The organism is Pseudomonas brenneri (genome assembly GCF_007858285.1).
GTDB classification, from domain to species: Bacteria; Pseudomonadota; Gammaproteobacteria; order Pseudomonadales; family Pseudomonadaceae; genus Aquipseudomonas; species Aquipseudomonas brenneri.
In genome coordinates, this window is record NZ_VFIL01000003.1 from 57,145 (window position 1) to 71,181 (window position 14,037).

Here is a 14,037-nt window from a genome sequence, read left to right on the forward strand (position 1 = left end):
TGTCGTTATTACCATCGCCCCCCAAGCGGAGCGCCCGCCGGCCAAGTGGCCTGAAAGGTCTGGATATATGTGCGACCTTATGTCGCAGTATAGGAAGTGATGACCGGAAAAACTGTAGGGCTTTAGAGCAAATCGCGCTGTAAACACGGGGCTTAATCGCGGCGAGGTCTGTCGATGGCGATGAATTGCAATGTGAAAGGGTACAAGTCCCTCCCACATTGGAACTCGGTGCTCCATACCGTTAAAATACCCGGCTTTTCGTCAGACACCTTTTCGCGGATCCAAGCGCCATGGGCACTCTTACCGTCAATCAGAACAAACTGCAAAAACGCCTGCGTCGCTTGGCCGGTGAGGCCGTCGCTGACTTCAACATGATCGAGGAGGGCGACAAGGTCATGGTCTGCCTGTCCGGCGGCAAGGACAGCTACACCCTGCTGGACGTGCTGATGCACCTGCAAAAGGTCGCACCGATCAAGTTCGACATCGTCGCCGTGAACATGGACCAGAAGCAGCCCGGTTTCCCCGAGGATGTGCTGCCGGCCTACCTCAAGACCCTCGGCATCGAATACCACATCGTCGAGAAAGACACCTATTCGGTGGTCAAGGAACTGATTCCGGAAGGCAAGACCACCTGCTCGCTGTGCTCGCGCCTGCGTCGTGGCACGCTGTACACCTTTGCCGATGAAATCGGCGCGACCAAGATGGCTCTGGGTCATCACCGCGATGACATCGTCGAAACCTTCTTTCTCAACATGTTCTTCAACGGCTCCCTCAAGGCCATGCCGCCCAAGCTGCGCGCCGATGATGGGCGCAACGTGGTGATCCGGCCGCTGGCGTATTGCAACGAGAAGGACATCCAGGCCTACTCCGACTTCAAGCAATTCCCGATCATCCCCTGCAACCTCTGCGGCTCCCAGGAAAACCTGCAGCGCCAGGTGGTCAAGGACATGCTTCAGGACTGGGACCGCAAGACGCCGGGGCGTACCGAAAGCATCTTCCGCAGCTTGCAGAATGTGATTCCGTCGCAGTTGGCCGACCGCAACCTGTTCGACTTCACCAGCCTGCGTATCGATGAAACCGCCGCTTCACGCTTCGTCAATATTGTGAACCTCTGAGCATTTTTCACGCTCTGACAGACGGCGCTCATGGGCGCCGTTTTCATTTCAACCCGTAGGAGAGGGCATGCGCGATTACAAATGGCTGCACGAATACTGTCTGAATCGCTTTGGTTCGGCGGCCGAGTTGGAAGCCCACCTGCCTGTGCCCAAGACGCCGGCGCAATTGCGCCAGATCAGCGATGAGCGCTACCTGTCGACCCTGTCGCTGCGGGTGTTTCGCGCCGGTCTCAAACACAGTGTGGTGGACGCCAAGTGGCCAGCGTTCGAGCAGGTGTTCTTCGGATTCGACCCGGAAAAAGTGGTGTTGATGGGGGCCGAGCACCTGGAGCGCCTGATGCAGGACACGCGGATCATCCGCCACCTGGGCAAGCTCAAGAGCGTGCCGCGCAATGCGCAGATGATCCTCGACGTCGCGCAGGAAAAGGGCAGCTTCGGCGCACTGATCGCCGATTGGCCGGTGACGGATATTGTCGGCTTGTGGAAATACCTGAGCAAACACGGACACCAACTGGGCGGGCTGTCAGCCCCACGCTTTTTGCGCATGGTCGGCAAGGACACCTTTGTGCCGAGCTATGACGTGGTCGCGGCGCTGAATGCGCAGAAGATTGTCGACAAGGCCCCTACCAGCCTGCGTGACCTGGCGACGGTGCAGGCGGCGTTCAACCAGTGGCACGCCGAAAGTGGGCGGCCGATGTGCCAGTTGTCGATGATGCTGGCCTACACCGTCAACCATTGACCTGTAGGAGCGAGCTTGCTCGCGAAGAACCTGAGGGCGCCGCGTGCATTCTGAATGCCCGCGTCATCGTTAACGTTTTTCGCGAGCAAGCTCGCTTCTACATGGCCAACCGCCGATTCAGCTGGAACCGCCAGCGCACATACAACAACGCTGTGCAGAACACCGCCAGGCTCGCCAGCATCTCCAGCACGCCAAACCACTGGCGGTTTGGGTCATAGGCCGCCAGGGCGCCCTTGATGAAGTACAGGTTCACCACAAAGCACATCCACGAATGCCCGCGCGCACTGCCCATGAGCATGCCTGGCGCGAGGATCAGCAGCGGCACCAGTTCGATCAGCAGGATCACCCAGGGCCGGGCGCCATGCAGGTCGGCGACCAGCAGGTAATAAACGCAGAGCAACCCCACCAAGCCCAGGAACGCCAGCAGGCTCAAGACCCGCGCCACCTTGACCCGAGGCTCGAGCCAGGCCTGGGGCGGCAGGACTTTAGGCTTCTTGGCCACGGCCACTCTCCAGTTTTGCTGCTGTTTTCGCCAGGCGCAGGCCGAGGGCGCGGCACAGGGCGATTTCATGGGGATCCAGGGCACGCTTGCCGTCAGCGCCGGAATGATGGCTGGCACCGTAGGGCGTACCGCCGCCCTGAGTGTCGAGCAAGGCCTGTTCGCTGTAGGGCAGGCCGGTGATCAGCATGCCGTGGTGCAGCAGCGGTAGCAGCATCGACATCAAGGTGGTTTCCTGGCCGCCGTGCAGGCTGGCGGTGGAAGTGAAGACCCCGGCGGGCTTGCCGACGAGGGCGCCGGTCAGCCACAGGTTGCTGGTGCCGTCGAGAAAATACTTCAGCGGCGCGGCCATGTTGCCAAAACGCGTCGGGCTGCCCAGGGCCAGGCCCGCGCAGTTCTTCAGGTCGTCGAGGCTGGCGTACAACGCGCCTTCGGCCGGGATGCTTGGCGCTACGGCCTCACACTCGCTGGAGATGGCCGGCACGGTCCGCAGGCGCGCTTCCAGGCCGCCTTGTTCGATGCCCCGGGCAATCTGCCGGGCCATTTCGCTGACCGAGCCGTTGCGGCTGTAATACAGCACCAGGACGTAGGGCGCGCTCACGGCAGGATCTCCAGGATTTTTTCCGGCGGACGGCCAATCACGGCCTTGTCGGCGGTGGCCAGGATCGGTCGTTCCATCAACTTGGGATGGGCGGCGATGGCGGCAATCAATTGCGCTTCGCTGAGGCTGGCGTCGGTCAGGTTGAGCGTCTTGTATTCGTCTTCGCCGGTGCGCAGCAGTTGCCGGGCGCTGATCCCCAGTTTGCCGAGCAGGGCTTTAAGCTGCGCGGCGTCCAGCGGGGTTTCCAGGTAGCGCACGACGTTGGGCGTCAGGCCACGGGCCTCTAACAGTTGGAGCGCACCGCGGGATTTCGAGCAGCGCGGGTTGTGATAAAGCGTCAGATCGGTCATGTGCGGGTCGCATCTTGCGTAAGGTGGCGGGTATTCTACCTGCGCTGTGGCGTGTCCTTAAACCGTAAGAGGCGATAGGCCGCAGCCCACGTTCATTTTTGCTAAGGATTACCCCATGACACGGCGACTGATAGGCGCACTGGCAGTTATCACTACACTCCTGCTCAGCGGCTGCGGCAATGATTATGGCGTTGACCAATACGGCCAGAAAGTCGCGTCCGAACGCGTCGACAAGCAATGGCTGGTGATCAACTACTGGGCCGAATGGTGTGGCCCATGTCGTATCGAAATCCCTGAGCTGAACGCCCTGGCCGAGCAGCTCAAGGGCCAGCCGGTGAGTGTATTTGGCGTCAACTTCGACAATGTGCAGGGCGAAGAACTCAAGAGCGCCAGCGAGAAGCTGGGCATCAAGTTCACCGTATTGGCACAGAACCCCGAGCTGATTTTTGATATCCCACGCAGCGAAGCGTTGCCGGTGACCTACATCATCGATGACAAGGGCAAGGTGCGGGCGCAGATGTTGGGCGAGCAGACGGCGGCGGGGGTACTGGCCAAGCTCAAGGAGTTGCGCGGCTAATCCCTCGCGATCCCTGTAGGAGCGAGCTTGCTCGCGAAGCACTCACAGGCACCGCGTTCATCCTGGATGCACGCGTTTTCGTTGACGCTCTTCGCGAGCAAGCTCGCTCCTACAAGACGTTGGATCAGCCTTCTTCCAGCCACAGGCGCAGTGGCTTGCCCTGGGCAGGCCAGAAGCGGGTTTGCTCGATGGGTGAGATATCCCAGCGCTGCACCGTCTCCAGGGCCTTGAAGAAGCGATGCTCCTGCTCCATCAGGGCTTCGGCGCACAGTTTGCGGGTGCTGCCGATCTTGCCGAAGCTGAGCTTGTCACCGTCCAGGGTGTATGGCGCGAACCAGTGGTTGCAGCCGCCATTGCCATAGGCCCGGCCATCGGCGCCGAGGGTCACGGTCAGGTGGGCGTAATCCATCAGTGGCCGTTCGCCGATCCATTCCACGATATAGCTGTGATCCTGCTTGAGCTTGACCTCATCGCTGGCGCAGCCGGCAAGGCCGACGCCCAGCGCGGCGAGCACCAGCAGGCGCTTCATTGCGCAGCCTTCTGGCATTTCGGGCAACGGTGTTTATCACCGACAGTGGCCCAGCCCAGTTCGCTAATGCGCGCAGTGGCCGCCGGTTGCAGCGGCTCCTTGGTCAGCTTGGTCTCGACCGAGAACTCAAACTCCAGCACGGCGTCGCAGCTGTCGCAGTTGACCTTCCAGGTGTGAATTTCCAGCTCGCCGAACTTCGGCCCTTGCGCCATGGCGACCCATTGGCCGGCCGGGCGGATCGAGTAGCGCGCATCGCCTTCGACGGTCAGGCGCATCGACAGGGTCTTGCTGCCGCGCAAGGTGACGATCAGCACATCGCCATGCTTGATCGAGCCACCATTGCCGGTGACTTGGTAACGACCCGGCACCAGGGCGCGGCATTCGATCAGGGTGTGTTGTGGGCTCAGCAAACTGAAGCGGAAATCGTGTTCGGCCATGGATCCTCCAAATAGGCGCGGCATCCTATCACGCTCGCCTGCTCATCATGAGCCCGGTATGTGACCGCTGATCATCCGTGTACCAGGTTTTGTGGCTGGCCGTTGGCCCAGGCCTGGATATTGGCCAGGGTGGTCCCGGCAATCGCCGCCAGGGCTTCGCGCGTCAGGAACGCCTGATGCGCAGTGATGATCACGTTGGGGAAGGTCAGCAGGCGTGCCAGCACGTCGTCCTGCAAGGGCAGGTCCGAGCGGTCCTCAAAAAACAGCTGGGCTTCTTCCTCGTACACATCCAGGCCCAGGTAGCCCAATTGCCCGTCCTTGAGCGCTTCAATCAGTGCCGGCGTGTCCACCAGGCCGCCGCGCCCGGTATTGATCAGCATCGCACCCGGCTGCATATGGGCCAGGGATTGGGCATTGATCAAGTGCTTGCTGTCGGCGGTCAGCGGGCAGTGCAGGCTGATGATCTGCGCCTCGGCCAACAACTGGGGCAGGTCGACATAGCGCGCGCCGAGGGCTTCGACCTGCGGATTAGGGTAGGGGTCGTAGGCCAGCAACGTGCAGCCGAAACCCGCCATGATCTTGGCAAAGGTCGCGCCGATCTGCCCGGTGCCTACTACGCCAACGGTCTTGCCCACCAGGTCGAAGCCGGTCAGGCCGTGCAGGCTGAAGTCGCCGTCGCGGGTGCGGTTGTAGGCGCGGTGCAGGCGACGGTTGAGGGCCAATATCAGGGCCACGGCATGTTCGGCCACCGCATGGGGCGAGTACGCCGGCACCCGCACGATGGTCAGGCCCAGGCGCTTGGCGGCAGCCAGGTCCACATGGTTGTAGCCGGCCGAACGCAGGGCAATCAGGCGTGTGCCACCGGCGGCGAGGTGTTCGAGCACTGGGGTGCCGAGGTCGTCGTTGATAAAGGCACAGACCACTTCGTGCTTGTCGGCCAGGGCCACGGTATCGAGGTTCAGGCGTGCCGGTTGGAATTGCAGTTCCAGGCCGGCGGGCACGGGGGCGGCGAGGAAGCTGTCACGGTCATAGGTCTGGCTGCTGAATAGAATGATGCGCATTGGAGGGCTCCCTGCAAAATGGCGTGTTGTGCTGTGTCAGGCGTTGACCCGTGCCTCGCTGGCAAGGCGGGCAATGGCCATGTCCAGCTCATCGAGGGCGGCCATGGCCTTGGCGTCATCCTGCTTGAGCAAGGTTTCGGCCCGCTGGCAGGCGGCCCGGAGTTGCGGCACGCCGCAGTAGCGGGTAGCGCCGTGCAGGCGATGGACCCGTTCGATCAACGCGTTATTGTCGCAGGCTTCGCGGGCGATACAGACCGCCTCGCGGTCGGCTTCCAGGGAGGCCAACAGCATGGCCAGCATATCGGCGGCCAAGTCAGCCTTGCCGGCCGCCAGGCGCAGGCCTTCTTCATGGTCCAGCACCGGCAGTTGCGCGGCAGGGCCGTGGCCCTCGGCAGCGCGTTCCGGGCCTTGATTACGCAAGGCCAGGCCGGTCCATTTCAGTACCACCTGGGCCAGTTGCCGTTCGCTGATGGGTTTGGTCAGGTAGTCATCCATGCCGCTTTGCAGCAGGGCGCGCTTTTCATTGGCCATGGCATGGGCCGTCAGCGCGACGATAGGCAGCGGCGTACCGTGGCGCTCGCTTTCCCACTGACGAATCGCTTCGGTGCTCTGGCGCCCGTCCATGCCGGGCATCTGCACGTCCATCAACACCAGGTCGAAGGCTTCCTTCTTCACCGCTTCGATGGCGGTATAGCCGCTTTCCACGGCCTGGACCTTGGCGCCCATGTCTTCGAGCAGGGTCTGTACCAGCAACAGGTTGGCCGGGTTGTCGTCGACACACAACACCCGTGGCGCGCGGCTGGACAACGGCTCGCCCGGTTCGCTGCGCAATGGCCGAGGGCTGATCAGGTCGGACAGTGCCCGGCGCAATTTGCGGGTGCAGGCCGGCTTGGCCTGCAACTGGCTATTGGGGTTGGGCACCGACAGGTTGAACAGCATCTGTTCGGTGGTCGGGCACAGCACCAGGACTTTGCAACCCAGGTGTTCAAGGTCCCAGAGATGTTGGTTGAGGCGTTCCGGCGGAATATCGTTGGCGGTGATGCCCAGTACGGCCAGGTCGATGGCCTGCTCGGTCTGGTGCGCGCTGGTAATGCCGTTGGTCAGGTTCTCCAGGCTGTTGAACGGCGTGACTTCAAGGCCGCAGTCTTCCAACTGATGTTGCAGCGCCTGGCGCGCCAGCTCGTGATTCTCCAGCACGGCCACACGCCGGCCCAGCAGCGGCGGGGCCGGCAGGTCTTCGATATCGTCGCGGGTCTTCGGCAGGTTGAGGCTGATCCAGAATTCCGAACCTTGGCCTGGCGTGCTGTCGACGCCGATTTCGCCGCCCATCTGCTCGATCAGGCGCTTGGAAATCACCAGCCCCAGGCCCGTGCCGCCCGGTTGGCGTGACAGCGAGTTATCCGCCTGGCTGAAGGCCTGGAACAGCGCCCGCACATCCTGGTTGGACAGGCCGATGCCGGTGTCCTGCACACTGATGCGCAGTTGCACGCTGTCTTCCTGCTCGTCTTCGAGCATGGCCCGGGCAACGATGGTGCCTTCGCGGGTGAACTTAATGGCATTGCTGACCAGGTTGGTCAGGATCTGCTTGAGTCGCAGCGGGTCGCCTACCAGCGACAGCGGCGTATCGCGGTAGACCAGGCTCACCAGTTCCAGCTGTTTGGCGTGGGCGGCCGGGGCGAGGATGGTCAGGGTGTCTTGCAGCAAGTCGCGCAGGTTGAACGGAATATTGTCGAGTACCAGCTTGCCGGCTTCGATTTTCGAAAAGTCGAGAATTTCGTTGATGATGCCCAGCAGGTTGTCGGCGGACTTTTCGATGGTGCCCAGGTAATCCAACTGGCGGGGCGAGAGCTCGCTTTTCTGCAACAGGTGGGTGAAACCGAGGATGCCGTTGAGTGGCGTGCGGATTTCATGGCTCATATTGGCCAGGAATTCTGACTTGATGCGGCTGGCTTCCAAAGCCTCCTTGCGGGCCAGGTCCAGCTCGATGTTCTGGATCTCGATGGTTTCCAGGTTCTGGCGCACATCTTCGGTGGCCTGGTCGATGCTGTGTTGCAATTCTTCCTGGGCGTTTTGCAAGGTATCGGCCATGCGGTTGATGCCGGATGCCAACTGATCCAGCTCCTGGCTGCCCAGCGGTGGCAAACGGGTTTCCAGGTTGCCATCCTTGAGCTGTGCCACGGCTTGCTTGATCTGGCCGATGGGCGAGTTGATCGTGCGGCTAATGCGCAAGGCCAGGGCGGCGGTGCAGATCAGGCCGATGGCGATCAACAGCAAACTGGCAAACAGGCTGCGATAGCCGCGCAACAGCATGCCATTGTGGGACAACTCCAGCTCGACCCAGCCCAGCAGGCGATCGGCCTCATCGGGAATCAGCTCGCCGGCAAGGTTGCGATGGCGGCCGAACACCGGCAGCAGGTAGCGGGTGGCGTCATTGCCCGTGCGCTGCAACAGATGGGAGCTGTTGCCGATGGGCGATTGGTTGAGCATGGTCGGGCCAGCATGGGCCAGGGGCGAGCGGTCGGGCGCCAGGAAGGACACGGCGCGTACATCGACTTGCTCCAGGGACTGGGTGGCGATGCGTTCCAGCAGATCGGTGTTCTTGTTGCCCAGTGCCGGGGCTACCAGTGGCGCCAGTTGCTCGGCAATCATCTCGCCGCGATTGAGCAATTGGGTTTGCAGGTCCGAGAGCTGCATCCAGGTGAAATAACCGCCCAAAAGCAATGCCATCAGGCTGGTAGGCAACAAGGTCAGCAACAGTACGCGGCCTTTTATCCCCATTCTTCTAAGCACGCCACTCTCCCACTACCACACTGTTGTCGACATTCTACGCAGGCATCCGGCCCGCGCTACCTGCGCAGTGTAGCCATATGAGGGGTTTGGAATCTTGCAAAAGATGATTGAGGGGACGATGGCGGGATTATTGAGCTGCGGTAACGGCGGGTATCGGTTCCGCCCTGACAGCCGACCTTATCGTCGAAGCGTGCGCATACTCCTGTAGGAGCTGGCTTGCCGGCGATGGCGCCAGCCGGGACACCTCTGCTTCTAAACAGAGGAGGCCGCCTTCTACCGATTACGCTGCTGGCGCTTTTTCCACTGATGACCCACCCACCACCGCCAATAGAGCATGGTCAGGCAGTACGCCAGCGCGCCCAATACCAGGCCCATCACCACCGAACCCAGCAGGAACGGCTGCCACATGGTCGACAGTTGCCCACTGATCCATTCCCAAGTCAGCTCATCGGGCAGGGTGCGGGCCGGGATGTTCATCAGCCAGGTGCCGGTCATGTAGGTGCAGAAGAACACTACCGGCATGGTAATCGGGTTGGTCAGCCATACCAGGCTCACGGCGATGGGCATATTGCCGCGCACGGAGATGGCGAGCACGGCTGCCAGCAACATTTGCAAGGGAATGGGAATGAAAGCAGCAAACAGGCCGACAGCCATGGCCCGGGCAACGGAGTGCCGATTCAGGTGCCAGAGGTTCGGGTCATGGAGCAACTTGCCGAGAAAGCGTAAGGACTTGTGTTCCCTGATGCTGGTCGGATCGGGCATGTACCGTTTGAATAAGCGCCGTGGCATAAGGGGTCCAGGTCAGTTCGAGGGGCAAGTATGCCCGTATTCTACGAACGGGAAATTCAGACTTTGTGACAAAAAATAATAGTTCGCCCTGAACCGCTCGGCTAACACTCCTGGGTCACTTTCAAGGAATGGCCCATGCGTACAGGGATGTTTGCGCTGGCGTTGGGGCTGCTGGCGTTGCGCCTGCTGCCCGTCTTGCCGCCGGTCGGTTGGTTGCTGGTGTTGCCGGTGGTGGCGTTGATGCTGCTGCCGTTTCGTACTTATCCGCTGGCGTTTTTTCTACTGGGCTTGGCGTGGGCCTGTTTCAGTGCGCAACGGGCACTGGACGACCGGCTAACTGTCGCGCTGGATGGCCAGACCCGTTGGCTGGAAGGGCGCGTCAGTGGGCTGCCGCAACAGGGCAATGGGGTCGTGCGGTTTGAGCTGAGCGACAGCCGGTCACGCCAGGACCGGCTACCTCAACGCATCCGCGTGAGCTGGCAGGGCGGCCCGCCAGTACACAGCGGTGAGCGCTGGCGTTTGGCCGTCACCCTCAAGCGTCCGTCTGGCCTGCTGAATTTCCATGGATTCGACCAGGAAGCCTGGCTATTGGCCCAGCGTGTGGGCGCGACCGGCTCGGTCAAGGATGGCCAACGCCTGGCGCCTGCCCGACAGGCCTGGCGCGACGGGATCCGCCAGCAGCTACTGGCGGTCGATGCCCAGGGTCGTGAAGCCGGGCTGGCCGCATTGGTACTGGGTGACGGCTCCGGCTTGGCCGCCGAGGACTGGCGCATTTTGCAGGGCACCGGCACCGTACATTTATTGGTCATCTCTGGCCAACACATCGGCCTGTTGTCGGGGTTGATCTATGCACTGGTGGCCGGGTTGGCGCGCTATGGCTGCTGGCCCAGACGCTTGCCCTGGCTGCCTTGGGCCTGCGGCCTGGCATTTGCCGCGGCGCTGGCTTATGGCTTGCTGGCCGGTTTTGAGGTGCCGGTGCAGCGGGCCTGTGTGATGGTCGGGCTGGTGTTGCTGTGGCGCCTGCGGTTTCGCCATCTGGGGATCTGGTGGCCGCTGCTGCTGGCCCTGAATGCGGTGTTGATCCTTGAACCCTTGGCCAGTCTGCAACCGGGTTTCTGGCTGTCATTTGCCGCCGTGGCCGTGTTGGTGCTGGCCTTCAGCGGCCGCTTGGGCCCCTGGCGTATGTGGCAGGCCTGGACCCGCGCCCAATGGCTGATCGCTATTGGGCTGTTTCCGTTACTACTGATCCTCGGTTTACCGATCAGCTTGAGTGCACCTCTGGCCAATTTGTTTGCGGTGCCGTGGATCAGCCTGCTGGTGCTGCCGCTGGCGTTGGCGGGCACGTTGTTGCTGGCGGTGCCAGGGCTGGGCAGTGGCTTGCTGTGGCTGGCGGGCGGGGCGCTGGATTGGCTGTTCAAGGCCCTGGCCTTGCTGGCCGGACAGGTGCCAGTGTGGATGCCTGCCGAGGTGCCCGTCGGTTACTGGCTACTGAGCCTGCTGGGGGCGCTGCTGTTATTGATGCCCAAGGGCATTCCTTTTCGTCTGCTGGGGTGGCCCCTGTTGCTGCTGGCGGTGTTCCCGCCCCGTGAATCGATCCCTCTGGGCCAGGTGGCAGTGGAGCAACTGGATGTCGGCCAGGGCCTGGCTGTGGTGTTACGTACCCGTCACCACACGCTGTTGTATGACGCCGGGCCGCGCTTCGGGGATTTTGATATCGGCGCGCGCGTGGTACTGCCGACACTGCGCAAACTGGGAGTTACTCAACTGGACTTGATGCTGCTCAGCCACGCCGACGCGGATCATGCCGGTGGCGCGGCGGCGGTAGCGCGCGGGTTGCCGGTCAAGCGGGTGGTGGGTGGGGAAACCCAGGGGCTGCCGGCATCCCTCGGCGCCCTGGCCTGTGTCAGTGGCGAGCGCTGGGAGTGGGATGGCGTGGTGTTTCAGTTATGGCAATGGGCCGATGCCCGCAACGGCAATGCGAAGTCGTGCGTGCTACAGGTCCAGGCCAGTGGCGAACGGCTACTGCTGACCGGCGATATTGACCGCGAGGCCGAACGGGCCTTGCTCACCACGCCATTGGCGGTGCCCACGGATTGGCTGCAAGTGCCCCATCATGGCAGCCGCAGTTCCTCGTCATGGCCGTTTGTCCAGCAGTTGGCGCCCAAGGCCGTGCTGATCTCCCGGGGGCGCGGCAATGGCTTTGGCCATCCGCACCCGCAAGTGCTGGCGCGTTATCAGCATTTTGGCAGCGCTATTTATGACAGCGCTGAACAGGGCGCCATACGTCTGCGCCTGGGGGCATTCCAGGCCCCGGTGATGGCGCGCAGCCAGCGCCGTTTCTGGCGCACGCCAGCAATTGACGCTTACCAAAGGCCGGTACCTGCGACATGATGGCTGTCGGCGGGCAGGCCCTTCCTCGCCAGCCTATATGCTAAAGTGGCGCACTTTTTCGAGGGGGCATTCACTGTGTGGGAATTGGTCAAATCCGGCGGCTGGATGATGTTGCCGATCATTCTGAGCTCCATCGCCGCACTCGGCATCGTTGCCGAACGCCTGTGGACCCTGCGCGCCAGCCGTGTGACCCCTGATCATCTGCTGGGGCAGGTCTGGCGCTGGATCAAGGACAAGCAACTGGACAAGGAGAAACTCAAGGAGCTGCGGGCCAATTCGCCCCTTGGGGAGATCCTCGCTGCCGGCCTTGCCAACTCCAAGCATGGTCGCGAGATCATGAAGGAATGCATTGAAGAAGCCGCCGCCCGAGTGATCCACGAGCTGGAGCGCTATATCAATGCCCTGGGCACCATCGCGGCAATGGCACCGTTGCTCGGCCTGCTCGGCACCGTGCTGGGCATGATCGATATCTTCAGCGCCTTCACCGGTTCCGGCATGACCACTAACGCCTCGGTGTTGGCCGGAGGGATTTCCAAGGCCCTGATCACCACGGCGGCGGGCCTGATGGTGGGGATCCCGGCGGTATTCTTCCACCGTTTCCTGCAGCGCCGTATCGATGAGTTGGTGGTGGGCATGGAGCAGGAAGCCATCAAGCTGGTGGAAGTGGTCCAGGGCGACCGTGATGTCGATCTGGTCGAGGGCAAAGCGTGAAGTTTCGCCGCAAGCCCCGGGAAAGCGTCGATATCAACCTGGCGTCATTGATCGATGTGGTGTTCATCCTGTTGCTGTTTTTTGTCGTCACCACCACCTTTACCCGGGAAACCCAACTGCGGGTCGAACTGCCGGAAGCCGTCAGCGGCTCGCCGGCCGAGGACCAGCAGCTCAAGCAACTGGACATCACCATCAGCGCCGAAGGGGTGTTTTCAGTGAACAACCAGTTGCTGGAGAAAAACGACGTGGCCAGCGTGATGGATGCGCTGCAGAAGGAGTCTGGCGGTGATACGCAAATGCCGCTGTCCATCAGCGCCGATGGCAAGACCCCGCACCAGGCCGTGATCACCGCGATGGATGCTGCCGGCAAGCTCGGTTTCAGCCATTTGCGCATGACCACCGTCGAGGCGGCGGGGCAGCCCTGATGGCCTTGTCCGATCGTTTGCTCAAGGCCTGGTACGACGGCCATCCGGCGCTCAAGCTCCTGCAACCGCTGGAGGCACTCTATCGCCGGGTGGTAACACGCAAGCGCGAGCGTTTCCTGGCGGGAGAAGGGACGATCTACCAATCACCGGTGCCCATCGTTGTCGTCGGCAATATCACCGTGGGCGGCACGGGCAAGACGCCGTTGATCCTGTGGTTGATCGACCATTGCCAGCGCAGCGGCCTGCGGGTCGGCGTCGTCAGCCGTGGCTACGGGGCCAGTCCGCCGCAGTTGCCATGGCGGGTGCAAACCAGCGATAGCGCCCAGGTGGCCGGTGACGAACCCTTGTTGATTGTGCAGCGCAGCGGCGTCCCCCTGATGATCGACCCTGATCGTAGCCGTGCGGTGCAGGCACTGTTGGCCAGCGAAACCCTGGACCTGATCCTGTCCGACGACGGCTTGCAACATTATCGCCTGGCCCGTGACCTTGAACTGGTGCTGATCGACAACGCCCGTGGCCTGGGCAATCGCCGTTGCCTGCCCGCCGGGCCGCTGCGCGAGCCGGTCGAGCGCCTGCAAAGTGTCGATGCCGTGTTGTACAACGGTGCCGGAGCCGACCGCGAGGATGGCTTCGCCTTCCGTCTTTTACCGACCACGCTGGTCAACCTGTCAACCGGCGAGCGCCAGCCGCTGGACCATTTTCCCGTGGGGCAGCAGGTGCATGCGGTCGCCGGCATCGGCAACCCGCAACGTTTCTTCAATACCCTTGAAACGCTACACTGGCTGCCAATACCCCATGCGTTTGCCGACCATGCACCCTACAGTGCAGAGGTCCTGAATTTCACGCCGTCACTGCCGCTGGTCATGACCGAAAAGGACGCGGTGAAGTGCCGCGCCTTTGCCCAGGCACACTGGTGGTACCTTGCAGTCGATGCGGCACCGTCACCGGCGTTTATCGCCTGGTTCGACACGCAGTTGATGCGCCTGTTGCCGGCTCGCCTTTTGCCTTAAACCGCTTTTATCC

General features: G+C 62.2%; 15 protein-coding genes. 7 read left to right on the top strand and 8 right to left on the bottom strand.

Features of this window, described 5'->3' with window-relative positions; genetic code table 11:
* The first annotated feature begins 290 nt into the window (after window positions 1-290).
* The gene (gene ttcA, locus FJD34_RS06895; RefSeq protein WP_032861541.1) at window positions 291-1,115 is read left to right on the top strand and encodes a tRNA 2-thiocytidine(32) synthetase TtcA; all 825 of its coding nucleotides are present in this window, start codon (window positions 291-293) and stop codon (window positions 1,113-1,115) included.
* A 67-nt stretch (window positions 1,116-1,182) separates the two neighbouring features.
* Window positions 1,183-1,854: a DNA-3-methyladenine glycosylase I gene (locus FJD34_RS06900; RefSeq protein WP_090291758.1), complete on the top strand. Its 672-nt coding sequence runs from the start codon at window positions 1,183-1,185 to the stop codon at window positions 1,852-1,854.
* A 97-nt stretch (window positions 1,855-1,951) separates the two neighbouring features.
* Here FJD34_RS06900 and FJD34_RS06905 read toward each other — a convergent pair whose 3' ends face one another.
* The 3 genes from FJD34_RS06905 to arsC are packed head-to-tail and all read right to left on the bottom strand — an operon-like array spanning window position 1,952 to window position 3,304.
* Window positions 1,952-2,356, bottom strand: coding sequence for a DUF2069 domain-containing protein (locus FJD34_RS06905; RefSeq protein WP_032861538.1), 405 nt, complete (start codon window positions 2,354-2,356; stop codon window positions 1,952-1,954).
* Window positions 2,340-2,954 (bottom strand): NAD(P)H:quinone oxidoreductase, encoded by a 615-nt coding sequence (wrbA, locus tag FJD34_RS06910; protein ID WP_029299742.1) that lies wholly within the window; start codon window positions 2,952-2,954, stop codon window positions 2,340-2,342. The genes FJD34_RS06905 and wrbA overlap by 17 nt, the downstream gene beginning before the upstream one ends.
* Entirely contained in the window at window positions 2,951-3,304 is a 354-nt protein-coding gene (gene arsC / locus FJD34_RS06915; RefSeq protein ID WP_032861537.1) for an arsenate reductase (glutaredoxin), read from the bottom strand. Before arsC ends, wrbA begins: the two co-directional genes overlap by 4 nt.
* Before the next feature lie 115 nt (window positions 3,305-3,419).
* Here arsC and FJD34_RS06920 point away from each other — a divergent pair, with 115 nt between their 5' ends.
* On the top strand, window positions 3,420-3,881 hold the full coding sequence (locus tag FJD34_RS06920) for a TlpA disulfide reductase family protein (protein WP_032861536.1): 462 nt from the start codon (window positions 3,420-3,422) through the stop codon (window positions 3,879-3,881).
* A 124-nt stretch (window positions 3,882-4,005) separates the two neighbouring features.
* Here FJD34_RS06920 and FJD34_RS06925 read toward each other — a convergent pair whose 3' ends face one another.
* From FJD34_RS06925 to FJD34_RS06945, 5 genes are all read right to left on the bottom strand, one after another.
* The gene (locus FJD34_RS06925) at window positions 4,006-4,410 is read right to left on the bottom strand and encodes an META domain-containing protein (protein ID WP_032861535.1); all 405 of its coding nucleotides are present in this window, start codon (window positions 4,408-4,410) and stop codon (window positions 4,006-4,008) included.
* The gene (locus FJD34_RS06930; protein ID WP_032861534.1) at window positions 4,407-4,847 is read right to left on the bottom strand and encodes a hypothetical protein; all 441 of its coding nucleotides are present in this window, start codon (window positions 4,845-4,847) and stop codon (window positions 4,407-4,409) included. The genes FJD34_RS06925 and FJD34_RS06930 overlap by 4 nt, the downstream gene beginning before the upstream one ends.
* Window positions 4,848-4,918: 71 nt before the next feature.
* Complete coding sequence (locus FJD34_RS06935; protein ID WP_090291757.1) at window positions 4,919-5,908, bottom strand: 2-hydroxyacid dehydrogenase; 990 nt, start codon at window positions 5,906-5,908, stop codon at window positions 4,919-4,921.
* Window positions 5,909-5,944: 36 nt separating this feature from the next.
* Window positions 5,945-8,698, bottom strand: a complete 2,754-nt coding sequence (locus FJD34_RS06940; protein WP_032861532.1) for a response regulator — start codon at window positions 8,696-8,698, stop codon at window positions 5,945-5,947.
* 273 nt (window positions 8,699-8,971) lie between these two features.
* A complete protein-coding gene (locus tag FJD34_RS06945) occupies window positions 8,972-9,487 on the bottom strand; it encodes a DUF2062 domain-containing protein (RefSeq protein WP_032861531.1) in 516 nt (171 codons plus the stop codon).
* A gap of 135 nt (window positions 9,488-9,622) precedes the next feature.
* Between FJD34_RS06945 and FJD34_RS06950 the strand changes: the two genes are divergently transcribed.
* The 4 genes from FJD34_RS06950 (at window position 9,623) to lpxK (ending at window position 14,024) form a co-directional block, all read left to right on the top strand.
* The gene (locus FJD34_RS06950; RefSeq protein WP_223232745.1) at window positions 9,623-11,878 is read left to right on the top strand and encodes a DNA internalization-related competence protein ComEC/Rec2; all 2,256 of its coding nucleotides are present in this window, start codon (window positions 9,623-9,625) and stop codon (window positions 11,876-11,878) included.
* A gap of 75 nt (window positions 11,879-11,953) precedes the next feature.
* Complete coding sequence (locus FJD34_RS06955; RefSeq protein WP_029299724.1) at window positions 11,954-12,589, top strand: MotA/TolQ/ExbB proton channel family protein; 636 nt, start codon at window positions 11,954-11,956, stop codon at window positions 12,587-12,589.
* Window positions 12,586-13,014, top strand: a complete 429-nt coding sequence (locus tag FJD34_RS06960; protein WP_032861529.1) for an ExbD/TolR family protein — start codon at window positions 12,586-12,588, stop codon at window positions 13,012-13,014. Before FJD34_RS06955 ends, FJD34_RS06960 begins: the two co-directional genes overlap by 4 nt.
* Window positions 13,014-14,024, top strand: a complete 1,011-nt coding sequence (gene lpxK / locus FJD34_RS06965; RefSeq protein WP_032861526.1) for a tetraacyldisaccharide 4'-kinase — start codon at window positions 13,014-13,016, stop codon at window positions 14,022-14,024. Before FJD34_RS06960 ends, lpxK begins: the two co-directional genes overlap by 1 nt.
* Window positions 14,025-14,037 lie beyond the last annotated feature (13 nt).